This window comes from Thauera aminoaromatica S2 (assembly GCF_000310185.1).
Classification (GTDB): Bacteria; Pseudomonadota; Gammaproteobacteria; order Burkholderiales; family Rhodocyclaceae; genus Thauera; species Thauera aminoaromatica.
The window spans coordinates 1-23,985 of record NZ_AMXD01000009.1 but is presented as its reverse complement, the minus strand read 5'-3'; the positions used below and the strand labels follow the sequence as shown (position 1 = coordinate 23,985).

Sequence of the window (23,985 nt, the reverse complement as noted above, 5' to 3'; positions counted from 1 at the left end):
CATGCTTGAAGCGACGACCGCGCCAGCTGGCGCGGTCGTCGCTTCAAGCGGCCGTGGATCCATTGTCTTCGATCGCGTCGCCCTCATCCAACCCGCCGCCGACTGCTCTGCGAGCCACCATGTCCTCCCTCTTCGAACAGCACCCCCTGCGCCAGACGCTCAGCGACGAGGTGCACGCGCGCCCGCCGGTGCCGCTGGACACCCCGGAATTCGTCACCTACCTCGCCTTCCTGCACCACGAAGGCAGCGCCGGGCGCGAGGCGGACCACCTCGCGGCGCTGGCCGGGCAGCTCGGCCAGCCCGCGCCGGACATCGACTCGGGCCACGTGCTGCTCGAGGCCGAGGGTTTCCGGCTGAAGTGGGAGCGCCACAACGAGTTCTCCAGCTACTGCTTCTTCCGCCGCATCGAGCCCGACGACAGCCCCGACGACTACGCCCTGCTGCACGTGCCCGCGGCGTGGCGCAAGGCCATCCCCGGCCTGCTGATCGCCGCCACCCACATCGAGCTGCGCGACGTCGGCGAGGTGCCGCTGGAGACGGTGCTGCACCAGCAGTCACGCCACGGCCAGGCGCTGGTCGCCTCCGGCGTCTCGGACGGCGCCGGCTGGGTGCTCACCGACTTCCACCTGCACGACGGCTTCTCGCACTTCCTGCTGCTCGACAAGGGCTTCACCCCGCGCCAGGCCGGCCGCATCGCCCAGCGCCTGGTCGAGATCGAGACCTACCGCGTCATGGCGCTGCTCGCCTTCCCGGTGGCCAAGGACACCGGCCGCCTGGTCTCGCGCGCCGAGGACGAGCTCGCCGACCTCATGGACGGCATGGGCCGGTCGCGCAGCGCCGAGGACGACCGCGCGGTGCTCGCCCGCCTGTCGCGCCTGGCCGCCGAGGTCGAGCGCTCGGTGGCGCGCACCACCTTCCGCTTCGGCGCCGCCGCGGCCTACTACCGCCTGGTGCGCCAGCGCATCGACGACCTGCGCGAACAGCGCCTGCCCGGCTTCTCCCCGATCGGCGAGTTCATGGACCGCCGCCTCGTCCCCGCGATCGACACCTGTGCCTCGATCGCGCGCCGCCAGGACGACCTCTCCGGCCGCATCGCACGCAACTCGCAGCTGCTGCGCACCCGCGTCGACATCGAGATCGAGCGCCAGAACCAGGAGCTGCTCGCGCAGATGAACCGCCGCGCCAAGATCCAGCTCCACCTTCAGGAGACCGTGGAAGGGCTGTCGGTGGTGGCGATCACCTACTACGCCTCGCAGCTGGTGAACTACGTCGCCAAGGGCGCAAAGCACCTGATCGAGCCGCTGACGCCGGAGGTGCTCACCGCGGTGTCGATCCCGGTCATCGCCGGCATCGTCTTCATGGGGCTGCGGCGGATGCGCAAGCTGCTGGGCACGGAAGAGGACGGCCAGGCCCACCCTTGAGGTGGCCGGCGGCGGGCGCCGCCCCTCACAGCAGCACGGCGTCGAGCGGACGGCGCAGGGATCGGGGCATCGCCGGCCCCCTGCCGAAACGGATCACCAGATCCGGCCGGCCGTTCGTGATGCCCAGGTCGGCGGCAAAGGCGGGGCGCAGCGTGGCGAGCTCGACCGGCTGGTTGAGATGCGCCGTGCGGACGCCGATCGCGGTCGCCTGCAGCGCAAAGCGCTGGAAGCAACGCCCCGCCTCGATCCAGTGCGCGCGATCGTCGCGCTCCGAGACGAACACCGCGATCCCCGCAGCACTGCGGATCTGCCGCGCGTACTTGTCGTTCTCGGCCGCCGCGGTGAAGAAGGCATCGAACAGCAGGCCGCCCAGCCAGGCGGGGGCCGCGGGATTTCCGGACGCCCCTGCGAACAGGCCGTCGCCGGTGCGCGCCGCATCGCTGCCGTTGAAGCGGATCCACGCCTTCAGCTCGCGCACGAACGCCGGGTCCCGCATCTGCGCCGTGTTCCCGGCGACGACGAACTCCAGGACGCGTTCCAACGCCTGCGCCCCGGTGAGCAGGCGCACGCTCACGCCCCTGCCCGAGCCGGCCGCCTCGAGCCGCCGCAGCTCCTCGTTCGAAAGCGGCCGCGAGTCGAACTCGCCGCGGGTCGATTGACGCTGCGGAATGGCCTCGAACAGGGCGGTTCGTCGGCTCGGCGCGGGCGCCAGCGCGCAGTTCAGGACCTCGGCGGCCTCCCCGTCGAAGGCGGCCTCGCAGTGGAAGCCCATCGCCGGCGCCGCCTGCACGATGTTCTCGGCAGCGCAGCCCAGGCTGACGAAGAGGTGGTGATCGTCGGGATCCACCACCGGGCAGCGCCGCGAGTAGTCGGGGAGAATGGAAACCGACCGCTCCGCCAGCGCGAACTTCCAGCACTGCGTGTTGTGGCTGGACGGCGCAAGGGTGGCGTAGCGCACGAGCTCGCGCAGTGCCGCACGCGTGTCCCGCTGCGCCGGCTCGCCATGGCGCCACGTCGTACCCGCTGCTGCCTCGTAGACCGCCACGCTCTGCCGATGGGAAAGGACGCCGGCCCCGCCCACCACCCCCAGCCCGGCCAGCGCCGCGGCGCCGATGAACCGTCTTCGCTCCATGCCCCGCCTCCGTCCGACCACCCAATCTCCAAGGCAGTCTGGACGCGCCTGCGGGCAGGCGCGAGACCGCCTGCGCCGCCTGCGCCCCCACCGCCCGCCAAGCCCGACGCGCGCGTCCGGGCACGCGCGGAACCGCGCCCCACCGCGACGGTCTTCACGGCATGTCCACAGCCGGAGCCGCAAGCATGTCGCACCATTCCGGACTCCGCCGCCGCCTCGTCCTCGGCGGCAGCGCCACCCTGCTCTCCGCGCCGCTCGCCGCGGCGCAGCGCGTGCTGACGCCGAGCCAGATGCCCGGCCCCTTCTACCCGGTCACCCCGCCGCTGCACAAGGACAACGACCTCACCCGGGTCGAAGGCCGCAGCGGTCGTGCCGCCGGGCAGATCGCCGACCTGTCGGGCCGCGTGCTCGACCTCGACGGCCGCCCGCTGGCCGGCCTGCGCGTGGAGATCTGGCAATGCGACGCCAACGGCCGCTACCGCCACCCGCGCGATCGCGCCGAAGTGGAGGAGGACCCGGACTTCCAGGGCTTCGGCCACACCGTCACCGACGCCGACGGGCGCTACCGCTTCCGCACCATCCGCCCGGTGCCCTATCCCGGCCGCACGCCGCACATCCACGCCGCGGTGTTCCAGGAAGGCGGGCGTCCCTTCGTCACCCAGATCTATGTCGCCGGCGAACCGCTCAACCAGCGCGACGGCCTCTTCATGCGCGTGCCCGAGGCGCTGCGCCCGCTGCTGCTGGCGGACTTCGTCGCGGCGGACGATCCTATCGCCACGCTGGCGGCGGAGTTCGACTTCGTGCTGGCGCCGGCGCTGGCGGGACTGTTCGAGGCGAGCACGGCCTGAGGCTCTCCGGGAGACCCGCAGGCCGGGCCGTTCGCGGTCTTTCGTCCTCGTGCTACGAGCACACGCGACATTCACCGTGACGACGTCGCGGTCCGGTGCCAAGGTCTCGGCGCGCCTACAGCTTCACGATGGACAGCGGCGTACCCGACACAAGTTCCACACCGCCAGCCCTGACCTGCAGCGTCGGCCCGCCGCTGACGACGTACTGCTTGTGCCCGCTCCAGCCCGCATAGCATCCCGCCTTCGAGACGCGCGACCTGTCATGGGTGAAGATTCCCTGCAAACCCGCGATCGCATCTTCGGTCGACATCTCGTCGAGCGGCCGGCCCTTGATCGTGATCGGCCGCTTTGCGCCCAGGGCCTGGGCCACGTCCTCGGTGATGCCATGCGATCCGGCGAGCATTTCGCCATTGATGAGCCAATTGCCGAGCATCACCTGCGGGAAGAGGATGTTCTTGAAGACATCGAAGACCGCCCCGGCCGTCGTGATGTGCTCCTTGTGGTCCAGCGCCACCGTGGCCTGAATGGTGAACCAGACCGCGCCCGTGCTTCTGGAGAAGGTCTGGGCGGGCTCGGTCAAGCCCCAGTACAGCGGACTCAGCATTCCGAGCGAGATCTCCAGCGGCCAGATCGTATCGTTCCTGATGTCGAAACCTGCCATGGCGAAGCTCCCTGTTTCTGGCGTTTGATGATTCCAGCGCTCCTTCTGCATCGACGCCGACTGATGCGGCCGGGAATGCACCCGCAGTTTGGCGGATGGATGGGACCAAGCAAATGTCGGCGCTGGCGGAACGGCATGAGCCGTGACCAATGCGTTTCCAATTGAACCTGGCCGGCTACCAGCTGACACTCTCGGGCTCGCTCCATTCTGGTCTTCGCATCCAGCACATCAACCACCACAACCTTGTTGCTTGCATCAAGAAGCGCCTTGAGTTGAAGTGTCCTTATCACCCGCGCGCCAGGAATGGACGTTGGCGTGGGAGCATGAGGGCGACCACTCCTTGGTGTCGTTGGCGCTTCGACGTTCCAGTCCTTGTCCTCAAAAGAATAGCCCGCTATCGGCTGCGGCAACTCGGGGAATGGCACTTGGCCGAAAACGAGAACCGGGAATAGGCCAGTGAGGAACAAAACGAGTGTTCAAATAATGACCGCCTCCAACCGAAAGGAAAGGCCCAACGTGTTTTAGCCCGCAAATCTGCTGGCTTGCACGGAACCCTGCGGCATGCCCAGTCGCCCCCCCAGGACGCCCACCGCCCCCCGTACTCGTCGGAACGAGCCGCCCGCCCCGCCGCGGTAGGCCTTGCGCTTGCTCGACGAGATGCGGGAACGCGTTCGGCCCTAGCATTGCAGCTTGCGAACCGGACAGCAATACGTTTATTGGGTACGCGTTCGTGCGCTTCCCCGCGCTACGCCATCCTCGCGAGATGGGCGCCGCTGCGGTCGAAGACGCCGGTCCGTGTCCCACACGGTGCTGTCACGGGAGGAGCTCAGCGCGTTGCCGCGCCCTCCCCTATAATCCCGGCTTTGCCAGCAACCCGAGGCCCCACCGTGGCGACGCCCATTTTCGAGACTTCCATCCAGAGCCTGCCGCTGCTCGGCCGCGGCAAGGTGCGCGACATCTATGCCGTCGATGCCGACAAGCTGCTCATCGTGACCAGCGATCGCCTGTCGGCCTTCGACGTGGTCCTGCCCGACCCGATTCCCGACAAGGGCCGCGTGCTGGTGGCGCTGGCGAACTTCTGGTTCGACCGGCTCGGCCACATTCTGCCCAACCAGCTCACCGGCATCGACCCCGAAACCGTCGTCGCCGAAAACGAGCGCGAACAGGTGCGCGGGCGCGCGCTGGTGGTCAAGCGCCTGAAGCCGCTGCCGATCGAGGCGGTGGTGCGCGGCTACGTGATCGGCTCGGGCTGGAAGGACTACCAGGCCACCGGCGCGATCTGCGGCATCGCGCTGCCGGCGGGCCTGCAGCAGGCGGCGAAGCTGCCGGCGCCGATCTTCACGCCCTCGTCCAAGGCCGACATGGGCGAGCACGACGAGAACATCTCCTTCGCGCAGGCGCAGGCGCGCTGCGAGGCGCTGATGAAGGACGCGCTGGCCGGCACCGGCAAGACCGGCGCCCAGCTCGCCGACGAGGCGCGCGCCGCGGCGATCGCGCTGTATTCCGAGGCGGCCGAGTTCGCCGCGACCCGCGGCATCCTGATCGCCGACACCAAGTTCGAGTTCGGCATCGACGCCGCCGGCACGCTGCACCTGATCGACGAGGCGCTGACCCCCGACTCCTCGCGCTTCTGGCCGGCGGACGGCTACCGCGAGGGCATCAGCCCGCCCTCCTTCGACAAGCAGTACGTGCGCGACTACCTGGAGACGCTGGACTGGAACAAGGCGCCGCCGGCACCGAAGCTGCCCGCCGAGGTCATCGAGCACACCGCGGCCAAATACCGCGAGGCCTACGAACGCCTGACCGGCCGCAAGCTGGACTGAGCGCCGCGGGCGCACAGGACGTCGACAAGGGGCGCCCCACGGGGTGCCCCTTGTTCCTTTCTGCGTCCATCCGAATCGGCCGCAGGTTTCACGAACCCGAGCCGCCCGCTGCTGGGGACCGCGCCGCGCGCAGCATAGCCACGCCCTATCTGGATAAAGAATAGCTCTCATTCGCGAACTCTTCGCGCCTGTCCTATTCTAAGAACACGACCGCCCGAGGCATCACGCGCACTTTTCCATGCGCGTCGATCCCATCCACGGACGACACGTCAAACATAACGAAGAACCTGCGGAGACGATCATGGACAAGCCCTACGACTCGCTGGATCAACATTTCAACCTGCCCCAGATCCGCTCCGTCGGCGCGGAGCGGCCGCTGCAGTGGCTGCGCATGGGCTGGAACGACATGCGCGAGAACCTCGCCGCAAGCCTCTCCTACGGCGTGATCCTGGCTGCGATCGGCTACCTGATCCTGTCCTACGCGGCGGACAAGCCCTATCTGTTCATGGCGGCGATCTCGGGCTTCATGCTGGTCGGCCCGATCGCGGCTGCGGGTCTGTACGAGATTTCGCGTCACCACGAGAAGGGAGAGAAGGTCTCCTTCGCCGCATCGGTACGGGGGCTCGTCCGCAGTGCCGACGGTCTCGCGATGTTCGGCGCCTTCCTCGCCATCGCACTGATCGCCTGGGAGCGCATCTCGGCCATCCTCTTCGCGCTGTTCTATCGGGGCGAGGTCAGCAACGTGACGAACTTCGTCAGCGGCATCCTGGGGTCGGGCGACAACCTGTACTTCCTCGCCGCCTACGTCGTCGTCGGCGCCGTGCTGGCGATCGTCGTGTTCTCGCTCTCCGCGATCGCGATTCCGATGGTGCTGGACCGCGACACCGACACCATCACTGCGGCGATGACCAGCCTGCGCGCGGTGCAGACCAATTTCGACACGATGATGCTGTGGGCCTTGCTGATCGTCGTCCTGGTCGGCATCGGCTTCGCCACCATGATGATCGGCATGGCCGTCCTGCTGCCGCTGGTGGGTCACGCCACCTGGCACGCCTATCGCGACGTGGTCCGCTGAGAACACGCAGTTCAGGCGGCGGCGGGCGTCGTACGCGGCGCCCGCCGTCTTTTTTGCGGCAGAATAGCCGCCTTGCCCGGCGAGGCCGGAACGAACAGACAAGGTCGAAGATGCACGACAGCACGTCCATTTCCACGTCCATTTCCATTTCCACTCCGAACGCCAATCCCCTGCTCGACTTCGCCGGCATGCCGCGCTTCGCCGACATCCGGCCCGAGCACGTCGAGCCCGCGATCCGCGGCCTCATCGACGAGAATCGTGCGCTCATCGAACGTCTCACCGCCGACCCCGCGACCCCGAGCTGGGACGGCTTCGTCGCACCGATGGAAGAGGCCGGCGAGCGCCTCGGCCGCGCCTGGGGCGTGGTCGGCCACCTGCACAGCGTGTTCGACGTGCCCGAGTGGCGCGAGGCCTACAACGCGATGCTGCCCGAGATCTCGCGCTTCTATGCCGAGGTCGGGCAAGACCTCGCGCTGTTCGAGAAGTACAAGGCGCTGCACGACAGCGCCGAGTTCGCCACCCTGTCGCCGGTGCGCCAGCGCATCCTCGAGCACGCGCTGCGCGACTTCCGCCTCTCCGGCGCCGAGCTGCCCGACGCGCAGAAGCCGCGCTTCCAGGAGATCCAGGAAGAGCAATCCCAGCTCGCCGCCAAGTTCTCCGAGAACCTGCTCGACGCCACCAACGCCCACGCCGAGTGGATCACCGATGAATCCGGCCTATCCGGCATCCCCGACGACGCACGCCAGGCCGCCCGCGCCGCCGCCGAGGCCGAGGCCGAGGGCAAGGAAGGCTGGAAGTTCACCCTGCAGATGCCCTCCTACCTGCCGGTGATGCAGTACGCCGACGATCGCGAGCTGCGCGCGCGCATGTACCGCGCCTACGCCACCCGCGCCTCCGAGCTCGGCAACCCGGAACTCGACAACGGCCCGCTGATCGGCCGCATCCTCGCGCTGCGCGACGAAGAAGCGCGCATGCTCGGCTATCGCAACTTCGCCGAGGTGTCGCTGGTGCCCAAGATGGCCGACACGCCGGAGCAGGTGCTCGGCTTCCTGCGCGACCTCGCCGCCAAGGCCAAGCCCTTCGCCGAGAAGGACCTGGAAGAACTCAAGGCCTTCGCCAAGGCCGAGCTGGGCCTCGACACCCTCGAACCCTGGGACGTGGCCTACGCCTCCGAGAAATTGCGCGAGAAGCGCTACGCCTACTCCGACCAGGAGGTGAAGCAGTACTTCCCCGAGCCCAAGGTGCTCGACGGCCTGTTCGGCGTGATCCGCGCGCTGTACCGCGTCGACATCCTGCCCGACGAGGCGCCGAGCTGGGACCCGGACGTGCGCTTCTTCCGCATCGAGAAGGAAGGCGCGAACGGTCCGGAACTCGTCGGCCACTTCTACCTCGACCTGCATGCGCGCAGCACCAAGCGCGGCGGCGCGTGGATGGATTCGGCACGCAGCCGCCACCGCAACACCTGGGGCAGCGACACGCCGGTGGCCTACCTGGTGTGCAACTTCCCCGGCCCGGTGGGTGGCAAACCGGCCACCTTCACCCACGACGACGTGCTCACCCTCTTCCACGAGTGCGGCCACGGCCTGCACCACCTGCTCACCCAGGTGGACGAACTCGCGGTGTCCGGCATTCACGGCGTGGAGTGGGACGCGGTCGAGCTGCCCAGCCAGTTCATGGAGAACTTCTGCTGGGAGTGGGACGTGCTGCAGGGCATGACCGCGCACGTCGATACCGGCGAGCCGCTGCCGCGCGCGCTGTACGACAAGATGATCGCCGCCAAGAACTTCCAGAGCGGCATGCAGACCGTGCGCCAGCTCGAGTTCTCGATGTTCGACCTGCGCCTGCACGGCGAGGTGGAGGCCTCTGCCGGCCCGGTCGCAATCGAACGCGTGATGGCCCTGCTCGACGAGGTGCGCCGCGAAGTCGCAGTGATGATCCCGCCCGCCTGGCACCGCTTCCCGCACAGCTTCTCGCACATCTTCGCCGGCGGCTACGCGGCGGGCTATTACAGCTACAAGTGGGCCGAGGTACTGTCGGCCGACGCCTTCGCCGCCTTCGAGGAAGCCGGCGCCGGCAAGGGCAGCCTGCTCGACCCCGAGACCGGCGAGCGCTTCTGGCGCGAGATCCTGGCGGTGGGCGGCAGCCGCCCGGCGCTGGAATCCTTCAAGGCCTTCCGCGGCCGCGAGCCCAGGGTCGACGCGCTGCTGCGCCACAGCGGCATGGTGGCGCAGGCCTGACGCAAACTGGCTACTGAACGTGCAAGCGGCGTCGCGATCACAGCGACGCCGCTTGGCTGACTGGCAGCCCGTGCAGGCTGCCGGCCGGCAGGCCCTTACTGGCGGGCCATCGCCATGCGGATGACGTCCGCCGGATCGAGCAGGTGATCCAGGTCTTCCGCGGCCTCGTCGATCGCGAGCTGCACGCCCTTCACCTTGCCGTTGAAGGAATTGTTGCCAGGCTTGTAGTCCGGCGATACCGCCGAGCCGCCGTCCTTGCCGACATCCAGACCGTCGTCGGCCGAGAAGATCATCGCCAGCGTTGCGCCGACTTCACCTTCGCCGTCCTTCTGGCCATCGACGTACAGCGTCACCTTGCCGCCCTTGCCGAGGCCGCCACCGGCGTAGGCGAACTCCATGCGCACCTGATGCTCGCCCGGAGCCATGACCGAAGCGCCTTCGATCATGAAGTGCTTGAAGCCGCCCCAGTTGTAGCAGTACTTGAGCTTGCCGCCCTTGGCATACAGGCTCCAGCCGCCGATATCGGCGCCCTGCGCGATGATGACGCCCTCTGCCCCGCCTTGCGGGACCACGATCGCTGCGGTGACGGAGTGCGACTTGTTCTTGAGGTTGAGGACGCAGTTCTCGCCCAGGTGGCTCATGCCACCGGCCAGGAGCTGGGTCTTGCCCTTCACCAGCGTCGGCCGGCCGGCGGTGTCCGGATTTATCTTCTCGAACATCCGGTCATCGATCGGCAGCACCTTGTTGCGCGTCGCCTCGATGATCCACAGGCGCTGCAGTTCGCGCAGCTTGTCCGGCATCTCCTTCGACAGGTCCTTGGACTGCGCCCAGTCCGTGGTGGTGTCGTAGAGCTCCCAGACGTGTCGGCGCGCGTCTAAAACTACCCAGCGGTGCGCGTTGAATTTTACCCAGGCACTTTAGCTGCTCGTCATGGAGCAGCCGATGTTCAGTGTAGTCGAGTTGCTGACCGCGAGTGTGCGCAGAGAAGCCCGCGAAGGGCGTAGCCCGAAGCGGGCTTCTCTGCGCGGGCGCCGGGTCAGAACGGCTCGTCCTCGGTAAGGGTGTCGCGCTTGGATTGCTCACGGTCCTTGATCCGCGAGCGCGCGCTGGCCGAGCTCTGACGGAAGCGATAGGACTCGTTGCCCGTCTCGACGATGTGGCAGTGATGGGTCAGCCGGTCGAGCAGTGCCGTGGTCATCTTTGCGTCGCCGAACACGCTCGCCCATTCACCGAAGCTCAGGTTAGTCGTGATCATCACGCTGGTGTGCTCGTACAGCTTCGAGAGCAGGTGAAACAGCAGCGCTCCGCCGCTCTGGCTGAACGGCAGGTAGCCCAGCTCATCGAGAATCACCAGATCCATGCGCAGCAGCGAGAAGGCGAGCTTGCCGGCTTTGCCGGCCGCCTTCTCCTGCTCGAGCAGATTGACCAGATCAACGGTCGAGTAAAAGCGCACCCGCTTGCCGTGCCGGGTGATCCCGGACACGCCCAGCGCCGTGGCCAGGTGCGACTTGCCTGTGCCGGTGCCGCCGATGAACACGACGTTGTGGGCCTGCGCGGTGAAGTCGAGCGTGGCGAGTTCCTGAATCAGTGCCCGCTCCACCTTCGACTGCTCGAAGTCGAACCCGGCCAGATCTCGATGCACCGGGAACCGGGCCGCCTGCAGTTGATAGCGGATCGAGCGCAGGTGACGGTCGGTATGCTCGGCCTCGAGCAGGTGCTCGAGCAGCCAGCCCGAACTCTGACACCCGAGATCACTCGTGGACACCAACTCCGCCCAGGCGTCGGCCATCCCGTACAGGCGCAGGGCCTTCAGTTCGGCAAGCACATCACGCATGGCTCACCTCCGCACGCAGCCGGTCGTAACGCTGCGGGTCTGCCACCGGTGTTTCGCTGAGGGTCAGTACCGTGTCGACGGTCGGCGTGGCAGGGGCTGACTTCAGGCGGTTGAGCACGTTCTCGATGTGCTCGGGGCTGGGGCGGCCCGCTTCGAGCGCCAACTCCACCGCCACGATCACCGCCCCCAGGCCATGCTGAGGCACGGCGGCGAGCACCTTCGCCATGACCCGATCTCCCCCTTCGCGCTTGAGCAGCAACGCGCGCAGCGCTTGCAATGGCGCAGGCATGTCGGCGAAGGGCGCGCCATTCCTGAGCGCGCCCGGCTTGCGCTCGATCAGCGACACATAGTGCTGCCAGTCGTAGCGCGCTTCGTTGCGCGCAAAGCTGCGCACGTGACGGGCCACGACGGTGTCGTGCGCGACGAGCTCGATCTGCTCGGGATACACCCGGATGCCGACCATCTGACCAACCAGTTCGCAGGGGGCCGAGTAACGGCAGCGCTCGAACGTAACCAGGCAGGTGCTCGAGACCTTGCCCAGCGTCTCCACGTAGCCGTCGAAGGGCGTGATCATCGGCATCAGGCTGGGCTGCTCCTGCTCGAGCATCTCCGCCAGGCTGAGGTCGTACTCCGGATGTTTGAGCTCCTGCCACAGGCTGCGACACTTCGCCAGCAACCACAGGTTCAGCTCGGTGAAGGAACCAAAGCGCGTCTCGGCCGCCTCTTGCCAGATCCGCCGTCGGCTGTCCTGCACGTTCTTCTCGACGACGCCTTTCTCCCAACCGCTGGCAACATTGCAGAAGTCCGCTTCGAACAGGTAGTGCGAGGCCATCGCCGCAAAGCGTGTATTGACCACCCGCGCCTTGCCTTTCTTCACCCGGTCGACGGCCGTCTTCATGTTGTCGTAGATCCCGCGCCGGGCCACGCCCCCGAGCGCAGCAAACGCCCGCGCGTGCGCATCGAACAGCATCTCGTGGCTCTGCGTCGGATACGCCTGCACGACAAAGGCACGGCTGTAGCACAGCTTCAGGTGCGCCACGAGCACCTTGCGCCACACCCCACCGATGACCAGATGCTCCTCGCTCCAGTCGAACTGGTGCGCCTCTCCCGGCTCGAACTGCAGCGGAACGAAGGCCTTCGTGACCGAGGCACCGCCTTCGGCCCTCCAGCGCCGGATGAACTCGGTGACGCGGCTGTAATCGCCGTCGAACCCCTGCACCTGCAACTGACCAAACAGCTTCAGCGCCGTGCGCCGGTCCCGTTGCGGGCGCCGCGCATCGGTCTCCAACATCTTGACCAACTGCGCCACGTACGGCGCGATCTTGGTGTCGCCGACCTTGCGTCGGTACTTCGGCTCAACCCCCTCGGGCGCCTTCAGCCACTTGCGGATCGTCTTGCGCGTCAGCCCCGTGCGACGCTCGATCTCCGAGAGCGTGAGCCCCTCCCGGTAGTACAGCCTTCTGACCTTCCCCAGCAGATTCATGGTGATCATCTCCTTTGTTCCCCGCTCCTCGACGGAAGCGGCGGAGGTTAATCACCTGGGTACTTTTCAGCGCGCAGACCCCCCGAAATCTGGGTAGTTTTCAGTGCGCGTCAACAGTGCATGGCCTCGATGCCGTTCATGATCAGGTTGATGAGGACCTGCTGGATCTGCGCCCGATCGACCTCGATGCAGCCCTCGGCAAGCAGATCGAGCTCGAACCGCACATCGTTCATGACCAGTTCGCTATGCATCAGGCCCATGACGTCCCGCACCAGTTGCGCGATCTCCACGCGCTGGCGCTCGGTGGGCCGGCGGCGCAGCATCGCACGCAGGGATTCGATGACCTGAGCGGCACGCTTGTCGTCGGCCACGATGTCCTCGAGGATCGCCTCGCCTTCCTCGGCGGGCAAGGCACCGGCCCGGAGCATTCGCAGCCCGGCCTGCGCATTGCTCAGGATGGCGGTGAGCGGCTGGCTCAGTTCGTGCGCCAGCGATGAAGTCATCACCGCGATCTGCGCGACGCGATCGGCGTGCCAGCGTTGCGCACGCAGGCTCTCGAGCTCGAGCTCGTCACGGCGACGAAGCGTGATGTCCTGCAGCGTGCCGAAGACACGCGGCCCGGACGCCGGGCCGCCCGCGACCCGCTCGAAATGGTTCTCGACGATACGCTCTTCCCCACCTGCGCCCAGGATGCGGTGCTGGATGCGTTGGCGGGCGGGGGTCCCCGACAGGCAGGCTTCGAGCGCCTGCGTCAGCACGGCCCTCTCGTCTTCGGGGACCCTTTCCATGAAGGTCTTGAACGATCGCGCTTTCGAGCCGAGGATCAGGTCGGTCTGCGGCGAGGTCCAGACCGCATCGGTCTGCACATCCCACTCCCAACTGCCGAGCCCTGCGATGCGCTGCGCCTCGCGCAGGCCTTCTTCACTGCGCCGCAGGGCGTCGAAGACGCTTTTTCGTGCCAGCGCACTGACGAAGACGCCTCCCAGTGCCTGAATGCGCTCGACGAGCACCGGCGACCAGCGTATCTCTCCGGTGTTGCTGATCACCGCAAAAACGTGCCGCACGACACCGCCCACGACGTAGGGAACGTAAAGACCCGAGCGCGTCCCCTTCATCTCGAGATAGCGACGATCGACCTCGGCCTCGATGGGGATTTCGTCCCAGCGGTGGAAGCAATAAAGACGGCGCTGATTCACGACTATGTCATACAACCAGGGGCAGGCGCGGCCATAGGGAATCACTTGCTTTTCCGCCGGAACGATGCCCTCCGCATGGTTCAGATGGGTAAGGCGGAGATGCCCGGGCGTGTCCACCGTGGCGAAGAATCCTGCCTGATCGGCTCCGGTGAAATCGAGCACCTCCTTGAGGGCCCGCTCGATCTCCTCGTCGATCTGATCCGACCACGCTCCGGCGAAGCGCGCGCAGGCATCGGCGATCACCCTTTCGAAGCGCAGCGAGTCGACCTGCTTCTCCTCGAGGACCTGATGCCGCAGCGCGCCGGCAAGCGTTTCCCCGAGCAGGCACAGGCGGCCGATGGTCTCGTCGGTCCAGCCCGGGTCGTCACAACTGCACCCCAGCCCGAGCACGAACTCGACCACGCCTGCATGCGAGATGGGAACGAACTGGGCGGACCGGACTTGCCATCCGCACAGGCCGGCACGATCGAGCGCCACCGCCGGCGGCAATCGATCGATCGACGGAATGCTCACCACTCGCCCCCCGACAACGACCTCGTCGAAAAGCCACGGGAAGATCGCCCCCGCATCCGGCGTGCTCAACGGCAGGTCCGCGCCGCCCCGCTGCACGCAGTCGCGGATCAGCACACGGCGGTCGGCATGCGCCACGACGCACAGGATGCCCCGATCCGCGTCGAAGAACTCGACGATTCGCTGCAGGGCATTGCGGACCTGTTCATCGAGCTCCGCGGACTGGGCGCGCACGAGGCTGGAGGAGAGCGCCGACGCCAAAGCCAGGAAGCTGAAATTGTCCGCGAAAGCGGCATTTGTGCGCACTTGCTCTTCGGCGCCCACACTGCCGCCCCCGTTGTTCGGCGAGCCTGCGTCCGTCCCGTTCAACATCGATGCCAAGACCCCCTAAGAAACCGACCCGACTGACGAACCCGCCGGCAACAGCGGTGATGGACAGACGCCCGGACCCGACTAAGCCCAAGGTCCAATGCCCTCCATGTCCCGCTGCGCGTAAGGTGCGAGCAATCCGAACCGCGGGCCTCTCAAGTCCGCGACAGGTTCGATCGCCCCCAAGTAACCCGCAAGGCCCGCTTTTATCACAAGCAGATGGCCCCCTGTGCAGGAGTCCGATGTGACAGACGACGACAAGCGACCAGCGGGCGACGAACCGGCCTCGAGCCGCAAGACGCCGCCACACCACCCGTCCCTGATGGGAAAGCTCAGCGGCATGTTTCCGGGTCCCGGCCCCGGCCGCCCCCAGGCCAGCGAAACCAAGGCGGCCAAGGCGCTCGCGCACGAGCTCAAGTCGTCCAACGAGCTCGCCGAAGACCGCACCCTCCTCGCCATCAAGCGCACGGTGATGGGCGCCGATCGCACGCTGATGGCCTGGCTGCGCACCGCATTGTCGATGATCAGCTTCGGCTTCACCATCTACAAGGTGCTCGAGGGGCTCAAGGGCGGCGACGTCAATTTGGTCCCCCAGCAATATGAACCGCGCACCGTTGGCCTCTTCCTCGTCGGGCTCGGCACGCTGGCGATGGTCATGGGCACCGTCGAGTACTGGTTTTCAATCAAGGGCATGCGGCCGGTCGCGGCGGTCGCCATCTGGAAGCGCCCCTCCTTCGTCATGGCGCTCATCATCTCCCTCGTGGGCCTGGGGGTGTTCGTGAGCATCATCGCGAACCTGCTCTGAGAACTGGCATGGAAGCCGCCAAGCTCCTCGAAACGGGCCTCGCGGCGCTGCTGCTCGCGGCCGCCTTCCTCGTCGGCGAGCGCACCCGCATTCTCGGCCGGCTGCTCGGGCCGCGCAGCTTCACCTCGTTCGGCGGCGGAATGGCGGCCGCCTACGTGTTCCTCCACGTCATGCCGGAACTGCACGGCGCGCGCCATGCGTTCACGGAAGCGGCCGCCAGGGCGCTGCCCTACGAAGGCAAGGCGATCTACTACCTGGCCCTGGCCGGATTCCTGAGCTTCTACGGCATCCGGCACTTCCATACGCGCCAGTCGAGCGCGCGCGAGGGCAAGCCGGATCGCCTGGACTTCCAGGTCCAGATCGGCGGCTTCGCCGCCTACGCCTGGCTGATGGGCTATCTGCTGCTGCGCGGGCTCGAGGCGCATCACGCCGCCATCGAACTGTACGCGGTCGCCATGAGCTTTCACTGTCTCGCAATCAACCGCGAACTCAGTAATGAATACGGCAACGACTATCGCGGCAGCGGTCGCTTCGTCCTCGCCGGCATGGCGCTCGCCGGCTGGGCAAGCGCGGCGCTGCTCGACCTGCCGGCGAGCCTGATCCCGCTGCTGCTCGCCTTCCTGTCGGGCGCAGTGATCATGAACAGCCTGATCCTGGAACTGCCGACGGAGAAGGACGGCCGGTTCTGGCCCTTCCTGTCGGGCGGTCTCCTCTACGGCCTCATCCTGCTGCCCCTGGGCTGACGGCAAGGACACCTCAATGGAGAACACCCGAAATGGATGACATCTGGATTCGCATCCTCGACAACATGGGCGATCGCGTCAGCGGTCCGCTGAAGTTCCGCCTGCTGCTGCAACCGCTCATGGCGGCGTTCTTCGCCATCAAGGCCGGGCTGCTCGACGCACGGACCGGCAAACCGCCCTACTTCTGGGCGCTGGCAACCCATCCGGAGCACCGGATCGACATGCTGAAGCATGGCTGGAAGGACGTCAGCAAGGTCTTCCTCCTCGCCGTCGTGCTCGATGTCGCCTACCAGATCATCGTGCTGCGCTTCGTGTATCCGGGCGAAGTGATCCTCGTGGCGTTCACGCTGGCGATCCTGCCCTACCTGCTCCTGCGCGGGCTGGTCACCCGCATTGCCAGGAGGCGCTGATCGCGAGCCGGTGACTTGTGACTTGGCGGCTTACAATGGCGGGCCTTGCTTCAATCGCCGGTTCGACAGATGAAGATCGCCACCTGGAACGTCAACTCGCTCAAGGTCCGCCTGCCCCAGGTCCTCGACTGGCTCGCCGCCAACCAGCCCGACGCGCTGTGCCTGCAGGAGCTCAAGCTCGAGGACAAGGCCTTCCCGGTCGCCGAACTCGAGGCCGCCGGCTACCACGCCGTCTTCATCGGCCAGAAGACCTACAACGGCGTCGCCATCCTGAGCCCGCAGCCGATCGCCGAGGCCAGCGTGGTGCGCAACATCCCCGGCTTCGAGGACGAGCAGAAGCGCATCATTGCCGCAACCATCGCCGGTGTGCGCGTGGTGTGCGGCTACTTCCCCAACGGCCAGGCGGTGGGTTCGGACAAGTTCGAGTACAAGCTGCGCTGGCTCGCCGCGCTGACCGAGTGGCTGCGCGCGGAGCTGAAGACGCACGAGCGCCTGGTGCTGGCGGGCGACTTCAACATCGCCCCCGAGGACCGCGACGCCCACCCCGACTGGAAGGACGAGATCCACGTGTCGGCGCCCGAACGCGCCGCCTTCCGCGCGCTGCAGGAGCTCGGCCTGATCGACGCCTTCCGCCTCTTCGAGCAGCCCGAGCGCGCGTTCTCGTGGTGGGACTACCGGATGATGGCCTTCCGGCGCAACTTCGGCCTGCGCATCGACCACCTGCTGGTGTCTCCGGCGTTGCGCGCGGCCTGCCGCAACTGCGTGGTCGACAAGGAACCGCGCCGGCTGGAGCGTCCGTCGGACCACGCGCCGGTGGTGCTGGAACTGGCCTGAAGCGATGAGCGCCAGCACCTCCCCGACCGACGCCGGGCGCCTCGAAGCCCGCTACCCGGTGCTGGCCGAGCTGTCGGCACCGGCGCGCGCCCGCCTGCTGCAAAGCGCGCACTGGATGCACGTGCCCGCGGGCGCGATGCTGTTCGACGACCGCCAGGCCTGCGAGGGCTTTCCCTTCGTGGTCGAGGGCTCGGTGCGGGTGAGCAAGTGCGCGCCGAGCGGGCGCGAGCTGCCGCTCTACCGCGTCGGCCCGGGCGAGACCTGCATCATCTCCTCGTCCTGCCTGCTCGGCCACGAGGACTACAACGCGCGCGGCGTCACCGAGTCCGACACCTTGCTGATGCTGCTGCCGAAGGCGGTGTTCGACGACATGATGGGCGAACGCCCCTTCCGCGACTTCGTCTTCCACCTGTTTGCCGAGCGCATCGCCGACCTGATGCAGTTGATTGAGGAGGTCGCCTTCCGCAAGCTCGACCAGCGCCTGGCGGCGCTGCTGCTCGGCAAGGGCCGCGTGCTGCACGTCACCCACCAGCAGCTCGCCGACGAGCTCGGCAGCGTGCGCGAGATCGTCAGCCGGCTGCTCAAGAGCTTCGCCGAGCAGGGCCTGGTCAAGCTCGCGCGCGAGCAGGTCGAGATCATCGACCCGCCGGGACTGCGCCGCATGGCCGCCGAGGGCAAGGGCGCGGCCTGAGCCACCTACCTCCGGGATCCCGCTCCCGGGCGGACCGGCGTAGCATCCCGGATCGGGTACGGGCTGTGTAACCTCGGTTACAGACCGCAGCCGGCCGGGCGTGGTCCAATCCGGCCACTCACCTCATCCGATCCAAGGAGAACACACATGAAAACGAACGTTGGTGGCGCCGACAAGATCCTTCGCATCGTGGCCGGTATCGCGCTGCTCGCCTGGGCGGTGTTCGGCGGCCCGGTGTGGGCCTGGATCGGCATCGTCCCGCTCGCCACCGGCCTGCTCGGCTGGTGCCCGGCCTACACGATGCTGGGCATGAACACCTGCCCGCTCGGCAAGAAGTAAGCACGCCCCACCCCACGAAAAAGCCGGCGCACCGCCGGCTTTTTCACGCGCCTCTCGACTTGGCGCCTCACCCCTGTCGCCCCGCGCACGCATTCGCGATCGCGACGTACTGCTCCACCGACAGCTTCTCGCCACGCAGCCCGGGGTCGATCCCGAGCGCCTGCAGCCCGGCGTCGTCGATGAACTCGCGCAAGGTGTTGCGCAGGGTCTTGCGGCGCTGGCCGAAGGCGGCGGCGACGATGCGCCCGAGCAAGGCCTCGTCGCGCGCGCCGAGCTGCTCCGCCGGCAGCGGCGCCATGCGCACGATGCTGGACATCACCTTGGGCGCCGGACGGAAGGCGCCCGGCGGCACGTCGAACAGCCGCCCCATGCGGAAGCGGTACTGCAGCATCACCGACAGCCGTCCGTACTCCTCGGTGCCGGGCTCGGCCACCATGCGCATCACCACCTCCTTCTGCAGCATGAAGGTCATGTCCTTGACCTGGTCGGCAAAGCCGGCGAGGTGGAACAGGATGGGGGTGGAGATGTTGTAGGGCAGGTTGCCGACGATGCGCAGCCTGGGCCCGACGCCCCCCTCCTCGCCGGCGCAAAGGCTGCCGAAGTCGAACTTCAGCGCGTCGCCCTCGTGCACCGTGAGCTGCGCCAGCGTGTAGCGCTCGTGCAGGCGGGCGATGAGGTCGCGGTCGATCTCGACCACGTGCAGGTGGCCGATACGCTCGATCAGCGGGTCGGTCATCGCCCCCAGGCCGGGGCCGATCTCGACCATGAGCTCGCCCGGCTGCGGGCGGATGCCGTCGATGATCTTGCGGATGATGTTGGGGTCGGAGAGGAAGTTCTGGCCGAAGCGCTTGCGCGCGCGATGGCCGTCGGTGTCGAAGTCGTGCATGGATTTCCTTTCGCCGGGGCAGCCCGGCCTGGCTGCGCCGCGCTCAGGCGGCGGCGCGCGCCTGCGTCATCGCGATCGCGAGCTCGAGCGCGGCGAACAGGCTGCCGGGATCGGCGCGGCCGCTGCCGGCGAGGTCGAGCGCGGTGCCGTGGTCTACGGAAGTGCGGATGATCGGCAGGCCGAGCGTGACGTTGACGCCGCCGCCGAAGCTGGCGTGCTTGAGCACCGGCAGGCCCTGGTCGTGGTACATCGCCAGCACCGCATCGCCCTGCGCCAGCGTGTGCGGCACGAACAGGGTGTCGGCGGGCAAGGGACCGACGAGCTGCATGCCCTCGGCGCGCAGGCGCTCGAGCACCGGGATGATGACGTCGATCTCCTCGCGCCCCATGTGGCCGCCCTCGCCCGCATGCGGGTTGAGGCCGGCGACCAGGATGCGCGGCGCGGCGAGGCCGAAGTGGCGGCGCAGGTCGGCGTGCAGGATGCGCAGGGTCTCTTCGAGCACCTGCGGCGTGATCGCCGCCGGCACCGCGGCGAGCGGCAGGTGGGTGGTCGCCAGCGCGACGCGCAGGCCGCCGCCCACCAGCATCATCACCACCCGCGGCGTGCCGGTGTGCTCGGCGAGGTATTCGGTGTGGCCGGTGAAGGGCATGGTCTCGTGGGCGCCGAGACCCTCGCAGATCACGCCCTTGTGCACCGGCGCGGTGACCATGGCGGCGAATTCGCCCTGCAGGCAGCCGGCGATCGCGCGGTCGAGCAAGCGCAACACGTAGGCGCCGTTGGCCGGATCGAGCACGCCGGCCCGGGAAGGCGCCGCGAGCGGCAGATGCAGCACCTCGACCGCGCCCTCGGCCGCAGGCCGCGCGGCGTCGAATTCGACCACGCCCACAGCGCTGTCGAGCGCCACGGCTCGCGCACGCATCAACCCGATGTCGGCGAGCACCACCGGGCGCAGCGGCCAGGCGCGCTCGGCCAGGCGCAGGCACAGCTCGGGGCCGACCCCCGCGGGCTCGCCGCTGGTGATGGCGACGAGCCTGCGCCCCGCTTCCGCGGCGACACTCATTCGCGCTCGATACGGTAGTCGACGTAGGTGCTGTCGCGCAGCTGGCGCAACCAGTCCTCGTAGGCCTGCTCGGCCTTGCGTTCGCGCAGGGCCTGACGCGCGGCGGCGCGCTTGCGCTCGTCGGTGACGTCCTGCATGCGGCGCTCCACGAGCTGGATCAGATGCCAGCCGAAAGGCGAGCGCACCGGCGCGCTGACCTCGCCCGGCCGCAGCGCGTTCATCGCGCGCTCGAACTCGGGCACGGTGTCGCCCGGGTTGAGCCAGCCGAGATCGCCGCCGCGGGCGGCGGAGAGGTCGGCCGAACTCGCCTTGGCCAGCTCGGCGAAGTCGGCGCCATTGACCACGCGTTCGCGGATCGCCAGCAGGCGGGCCTCCGCGTCGGCGTCGGAGAGGACCTCGGAGGTCTTGATCAGGATGTGGCGCGCGCGCGTCTGCTCGAGCTTCTGCACCGCCGCCGCACCGCCGCCGCGCGCGTCGACCAGGCGCACGATGTGCAGGCCGGCGGCGCTGCGCAGCACCGGCGAAGTCTCGCCCGGGCGCATGCGGCGCACGGCGTCGGCGAACAGGGCCGGCAGGCGATCGAGCGGGCGCCAGCCCAGGCTGCCGCCCTGCAGGCCGTCGGGCGCGTCGGAGACCTCGGCGGCGACGCGGGCGAAGTCCTCGCCCGAGCGCAGCCGAGCCATCACCTGCTCGGCGCGCCTGGCCACCGCCTCGACCTGCTGCGGCGAGGCGCCCTCGGGCGTGCGCAGCAGGATGTGGGCGACGGCGAACTCCTGGCCGGAGAAGGCGTCCGGGTTGTTGGCGATGAAGTTGTCGATCTCGGCGTCGGTGACGACGATGCGGCTGTCGACCTCGCGTTCGCGCAGGCGGGTGAGCAGGATCTCGCTGCGGATCTCGTCGCGGAAGCGGCTCCACGTGACGCCATCCTTCTCCAGCGTGGCGCGCAACTGGTCGATCGAGAGCTTGTTGTTCGAGGCGATGCGCTCGATCGCGCGGTCGAGCGTGACGTCATCCACGCGCAGCGAGGACTCGCGCGCGAGCTGGAGCTGGGCACGCTCGACGATCAGGCGCTCGAGCAGCTGGCGCTGCAGGACTTCCTCGGGGGGAAGCTGGGCGCCCTGGCGGGCGAGCTGGCGGCGGGTCTGCTCGATGCGCGCGCGCAGCTCGAGGCCGGTGATGACCTCGTTGTTGACGACCGCGACGATGCGGTCGACCTCGACCGCGCGCGGCGCGGAATGCACCGGCAGCGCGAGCGTGGTGGCCGCGAGGCCGATGGCGATTGCGACGCGGGAGCGGAAAAGGAGTCGTTTCATGTGTTTGGAGGTGGAAGCGCGGAACCGGCTTCAGTTGTTGCCGAACACGCGGTTGGCCGAGGAGTCGTTGATCTTGCCATAGCCGGGGACGCTGCGCTTGATCAGGCTGAGCGGATTCGAGCCGATCCCGGCGAGGTCGTTCAGTTCGAGCTGGATGAAGATGGCGTTGGTCACGTCGTCCTCGTCGATCGCGAAGCGATGCACCGCGGTGCGGAACACCCAGCAGCCGCCGTCGTACTCGATACCCGCGACCGCCTCGGTGATGCGGTCGTCCTTGAGCGAGTGGGTGACTCGACCGACGCCGTACCACTGGCGCGCGAGCGGCCACTGGCCGGAGACGTCGATGTCCTCGAGGCCGACGATGTCTTGATCGACACGCAGGTTGGGCGCGTAGCGGTAGCTCAGGTTGAGGGTGCGCGCGAAGCCGGGCTGGTAGCGCACGCTCGCGTTGAGGCGCTCGGTGCGGCTGGTCTCGGTGTTGTACTGGGCGTAGGAATCCACCGTCACCGTGCTGGTGATGCGTCCGCCGAGACCGGCGAGGATTTCGTTGCCGGTGCCGGCGCGGCGCAGTTCGTCCTCGTCGTACAGATAGACTTTCTGGTCGGAGAAGTAGTAGCGCTGGCCGATCAGCGCGCGCAGGCGCTCGACCCCGGTCTCCGCATCGATGAAGCGGGTGGTAAGCGCCGCGGTGAGGTCGTTGGCGTCGCCGATGCGGTCGCTGCCCGAGTAGCGGTTCTCGGCGAAGATCTGCGCGAAACCGACGTCGAAGCGGTTGGTGTCGAAGAGCGGGATGTCCGACTGCTCGCGGCTCGGCACGCGCAGGTAGAACAGCCGCGGCTCGAGCGTCTGCAGGTAGTCGCTGCCGAAATAGCTCGTCTCGCGCTCGAAGAACAGGCCGGAGTCGAGCGAGACGATCGGGACCGAGCGCGTGATCGATTCGGGCTTGCCGGAAGTCGCCGCGACGCGGTCGATGTCGTAGCTGGTGTAATGCACGCCCGCCTTGGGCGTGACGAACCAGGCCGCGCCCTGCATCGGCAGCGACAGCTGCGGATAGGCGACGACGCGCGCGGCCTCGTCGCGATCCCTCTCGCGATGGGCGAAACGGACGAACTCGGTCTCGAGCAGGCCGGCCATGCCGCCGGCGAGGTCGGCGCGCACGGCGTCGAGGCGCAACTGCGGCAGGCGGCGATAGGGCTCGACGTTGCGCACGTCCGGATCCGGGTTCAGCGTCTGGTAGCGCTGCGCCAGCGCGGAGGCGGTCCACCAGCCGCCCGCGTAGATCAGCCGCCCCTCGCGCAGCAGGTTGACCCGCGAGGCCACGCCGATGTTGGAGGACAGGTCCTCGAAGTAGCCGTCGTCGGACACCGCGTTGAGATCGAGCGTGCCGTAGAAGTTGGGGGCGAAGCGCTGCTGGTGCTGGATCGAGCCGAGCCTGCGCTCCTCGCCGGTCACCTTGTCGTTCGGCATCCACTCGAGGCGCGTGGTGCCCTGGGAGTCCTCGCCGAGATAGCGCAACTCGCCGCCGAACTGGACGCCGCGCCGGGTCATGATGCGCGGCGCCAGGGTCGCGTCGTAGTTGGGTGCGATATTCCAGTAGTACGGCTGGGTGAAGTCCACCCCGGTCTTGTTCGACGAGCCGAAGGTGGGCGGCAGCAGCCCCGACTGGCGCTGGCCGCTGAGCGGGAATTCGGCCCAGGGCATCCAGAAGATCGGCGTGTCCATGAACACGATCGAGCTGGCGTGGGCGGTGCCGACCTCGCGGTCGTAGTCGAGCTCGAGCTCGCGCGCCTTGATGTACCAGTCCGGGTCCTGCGGGCTGCAGGTGGTCCAGGTCGCGTTGGCGAGGCGGTACTGGTTCTCGCCCTCCAGGCGCAGCAGATCGGCCTGGCCGCTGCCGGCCACGGTGCGCGGGGCGTCGCCGGCGAGCGCGGGCGGACGCGCACGCGAGAGCTCGTAGGTCGGCGTCTCGAAGCTGCCGACACGGTCGCCCACCACCAGCGTGGCCTTCGGCCCGCGGATCGTGTCGCCACCGCGGCTCAGCACCACGTGCCCCTCGGCGAGCACCTCGTCGGTCGGCTCGCGATAGGTGACGCGGTCGGCGGTGAGCAGGGTGTCGTCGCGCTGCAGCTCGGCCTCGCCCTCGGCGACCAGCTCGATCCCGCGCTCGCCATGGATGCGCAGCGCGCTGACCGCGGTCTCGCCCGGGGCGAGCGCGGGTCGCTCGACGGCGGGGGCAGGCGCGGCGACCACCGGCGGCTTGGCGAGGGCCGCGGGTGCGGGTGCGGGTGCCGGTGCGGGTGCGACGGCCGCGGGTG

The 23,985-nt window shown here is 68.2% G+C and carries 21 protein-coding genes; 11 read left to right on the top strand and 10 right to left on the bottom strand.

Features of this window, described 5'->3' with window-relative positions; genetic code table 11:
* The first annotated feature begins 119 nt into the window (after positions 1–119).
* Entirely contained in the window at positions 120–1,421 is a 1,302-nt protein-coding gene (locus C665_RS03070; RefSeq protein WP_004299844.1) for a DUF3422 family protein, read from the top strand.
* A 25-nt stretch (positions 1,422–1,446) separates the two neighbouring features.
* Here the strand turns inward: C665_RS03070 and C665_RS03065 are convergent, their stop codons facing one another.
* A complete protein-coding gene (locus tag C665_RS03065; protein WP_004299842.1) occupies positions 1,447–2,553 on the bottom strand; it encodes an Acg family FMN-binding oxidoreductase in 1,107 nt (368 codons plus the stop codon).
* Positions 2,554–2,738: 185 nt separating this feature from the next.
* On the opposite strand from C665_RS03065, the gene C665_RS03060 reads away from it, so the two are divergent.
* On the top strand, positions 2,739–3,401 hold the full coding sequence (locus C665_RS03060; protein WP_004299840.1) for a dioxygenase family protein: 663 nt from the start codon (positions 2,739–2,741) through the stop codon (positions 3,399–3,401).
* A gap of 115 nt (positions 3,402–3,516) precedes the next feature.
* Here C665_RS03060 and C665_RS03055 read toward each other — a convergent pair whose 3' ends face one another.
* Entirely contained in the window at positions 3,517–4,062 is a 546-nt protein-coding gene (locus C665_RS03055; RefSeq protein WP_004299838.1) for a hypothetical protein, read from the bottom strand.
* Between the two features lie 887 nt (positions 4,063–4,949).
* Between C665_RS03055 and C665_RS03050 the strand changes: the two genes are divergently transcribed.
* The 3 genes from C665_RS03050 (at position 4,950) to C665_RS03040 (ending at position 9,197) form a co-directional block, all read left to right on the top strand.
* Positions 4,950–5,885 carry a phosphoribosylaminoimidazolesuccinocarboxamide synthase gene (locus C665_RS03050; protein ID WP_004299836.1) on the top strand — a complete coding sequence of 312 codons (936 nt, stop codon included), beginning with the start codon at positions 4,950–4,952 and terminating at the stop codon, positions 5,883–5,885.
* A 301-nt stretch (positions 5,886–6,186) separates the two neighbouring features.
* Complete coding sequence (locus C665_RS03045) at positions 6,187–6,960, top strand: DUF2189 domain-containing protein (protein ID WP_004299834.1); 774 nt, start codon at positions 6,187–6,189, stop codon at positions 6,958–6,960.
* A 110-nt stretch (positions 6,961–7,070) separates the two neighbouring features.
* The gene (locus tag C665_RS03040; protein ID WP_004299833.1) at positions 7,071–9,197 is read left to right on the top strand and encodes a M3 family metallopeptidase; all 2,127 of its coding nucleotides are present in this window, start codon (positions 7,071–7,073) and stop codon (positions 9,195–9,197) included.
* A 95-nt stretch (positions 9,198–9,292) separates the two neighbouring features.
* Here the strand turns inward: C665_RS03040 and C665_RS03035 are convergent, their stop codons facing one another.
* From C665_RS03035 to C665_RS03020, 4 genes are all read right to left on the bottom strand, one after another.
* Complete coding sequence (locus C665_RS03035) at positions 9,293–9,997, bottom strand: hypothetical protein (protein ID WP_004299832.1); 705 nt, start codon at positions 9,995–9,997, stop codon at positions 9,293–9,295.
* A 236-nt stretch (positions 9,998–10,233) separates the two neighbouring features.
* Positions 10,234–11,031, bottom strand: coding sequence for an IS21-like element helper ATPase IstB (gene istB / locus C665_RS03030; protein ID WP_004299831.1), 798 nt, complete (start codon positions 11,029–11,031; stop codon positions 10,234–10,236).
* Positions 11,024–12,514: an IS21 family transposase gene (gene istA, locus C665_RS03025; protein WP_157277007.1), complete on the bottom strand. Its 1,491-nt coding sequence runs from the start codon at positions 12,512–12,514 to the stop codon at positions 11,024–11,026. Before istA ends, istB begins: the two co-directional genes overlap by 8 nt.
* Before the next feature lie 110 nt (positions 12,515–12,624).
* Positions 12,625–14,592, bottom strand: coding sequence for a histidine kinase dimerization/phospho-acceptor domain-containing protein (locus tag C665_RS03020; protein ID WP_051021668.1), 1,968 nt, complete (start codon positions 14,590–14,592; stop codon positions 12,625–12,627).
* A 226-nt stretch (positions 14,593–14,818) separates the two neighbouring features.
* Here C665_RS03020 and C665_RS03015 point away from each other — a divergent pair, with 226 nt between their 5' ends.
* From C665_RS03015 to C665_RS02990, 6 genes are all read left to right on the top strand, one after another.
* Complete coding sequence (locus tag C665_RS03015) at positions 14,819–15,394, top strand: YidH family protein (protein WP_211207572.1); 576 nt, start codon at positions 14,819–14,821, stop codon at positions 15,392–15,394.
* Positions 15,395–15,402: 8 nt separating this feature from the next.
* The gene (locus C665_RS03010) at positions 15,403–16,137 is read left to right on the top strand and encodes a hypothetical protein (protein WP_004299823.1); all 735 of its coding nucleotides are present in this window, start codon (positions 15,403–15,405) and stop codon (positions 16,135–16,137) included.
* A 32-nt stretch (positions 16,138–16,169) separates the two neighbouring features.
* The gene (locus C665_RS03005) at positions 16,170–16,547 is read left to right on the top strand and encodes a hypothetical protein (protein WP_004299822.1); all 378 of its coding nucleotides are present in this window, start codon (positions 16,170–16,172) and stop codon (positions 16,545–16,547) included.
* 69 nt (positions 16,548–16,616) lie between these two features.
* Complete coding sequence (gene xth, locus C665_RS03000) at positions 16,617–17,381, top strand: exodeoxyribonuclease III (RefSeq protein WP_004299821.1); 765 nt, start codon at positions 16,617–16,619, stop codon at positions 17,379–17,381.
* A gap of 4 nt (positions 17,382–17,385) precedes the next feature.
* A complete protein-coding gene (locus tag C665_RS02995; RefSeq protein ID WP_004299820.1) occupies positions 17,386–18,072 on the top strand; it encodes a Crp/Fnr family transcriptional regulator in 687 nt (228 codons plus the stop codon).
* A gap of 147 nt (positions 18,073–18,219) precedes the next feature.
* Positions 18,220–18,411 (top strand): YgaP family membrane protein, encoded by a 192-nt coding sequence (locus C665_RS02990; RefSeq protein WP_004299818.1) that lies wholly within the window; start codon positions 18,220–18,222, stop codon positions 18,409–18,411.
* Positions 18,412–18,478: 67 nt separating this feature from the next.
* Here the strand turns inward: C665_RS02990 and rsmA are convergent, their stop codons facing one another.
* The 4 genes from rsmA to C665_RS02970 all read right to left on the bottom strand — a co-directional run.
* Positions 18,479–19,297 (bottom strand): 16S rRNA (adenine(1518)-N(6)/adenine(1519)-N(6))-dimethyltransferase RsmA, encoded by an 819-nt coding sequence (gene rsmA, locus C665_RS02985; protein ID WP_004299816.1) that lies wholly within the window; start codon positions 19,295–19,297, stop codon positions 18,479–18,481.
* 43 nt (positions 19,298–19,340) lie between these two features.
* Positions 19,341–20,357, bottom strand: a complete 1,017-nt coding sequence (gene pdxA, locus C665_RS02980) for a 4-hydroxythreonine-4-phosphate dehydrogenase PdxA (protein ID WP_004299814.1) — start codon at positions 20,355–20,357, stop codon at positions 19,341–19,343.
* Positions 20,354–21,670, bottom strand: coding sequence for a peptidylprolyl isomerase (locus C665_RS02975; protein WP_004299811.1), 1,317 nt, complete (start codon positions 21,668–21,670; stop codon positions 20,354–20,356). Before C665_RS02975 ends, pdxA begins: the two co-directional genes overlap by 4 nt.
* Before the next feature lie 30 nt (positions 21,671–21,700).
* A partial coding sequence (locus C665_RS02970) for an LPS-assembly protein LptD (protein WP_004299810.1) occupies positions 21,701–23,985 on the bottom strand: 2,285 nt, incomplete at its 5' end.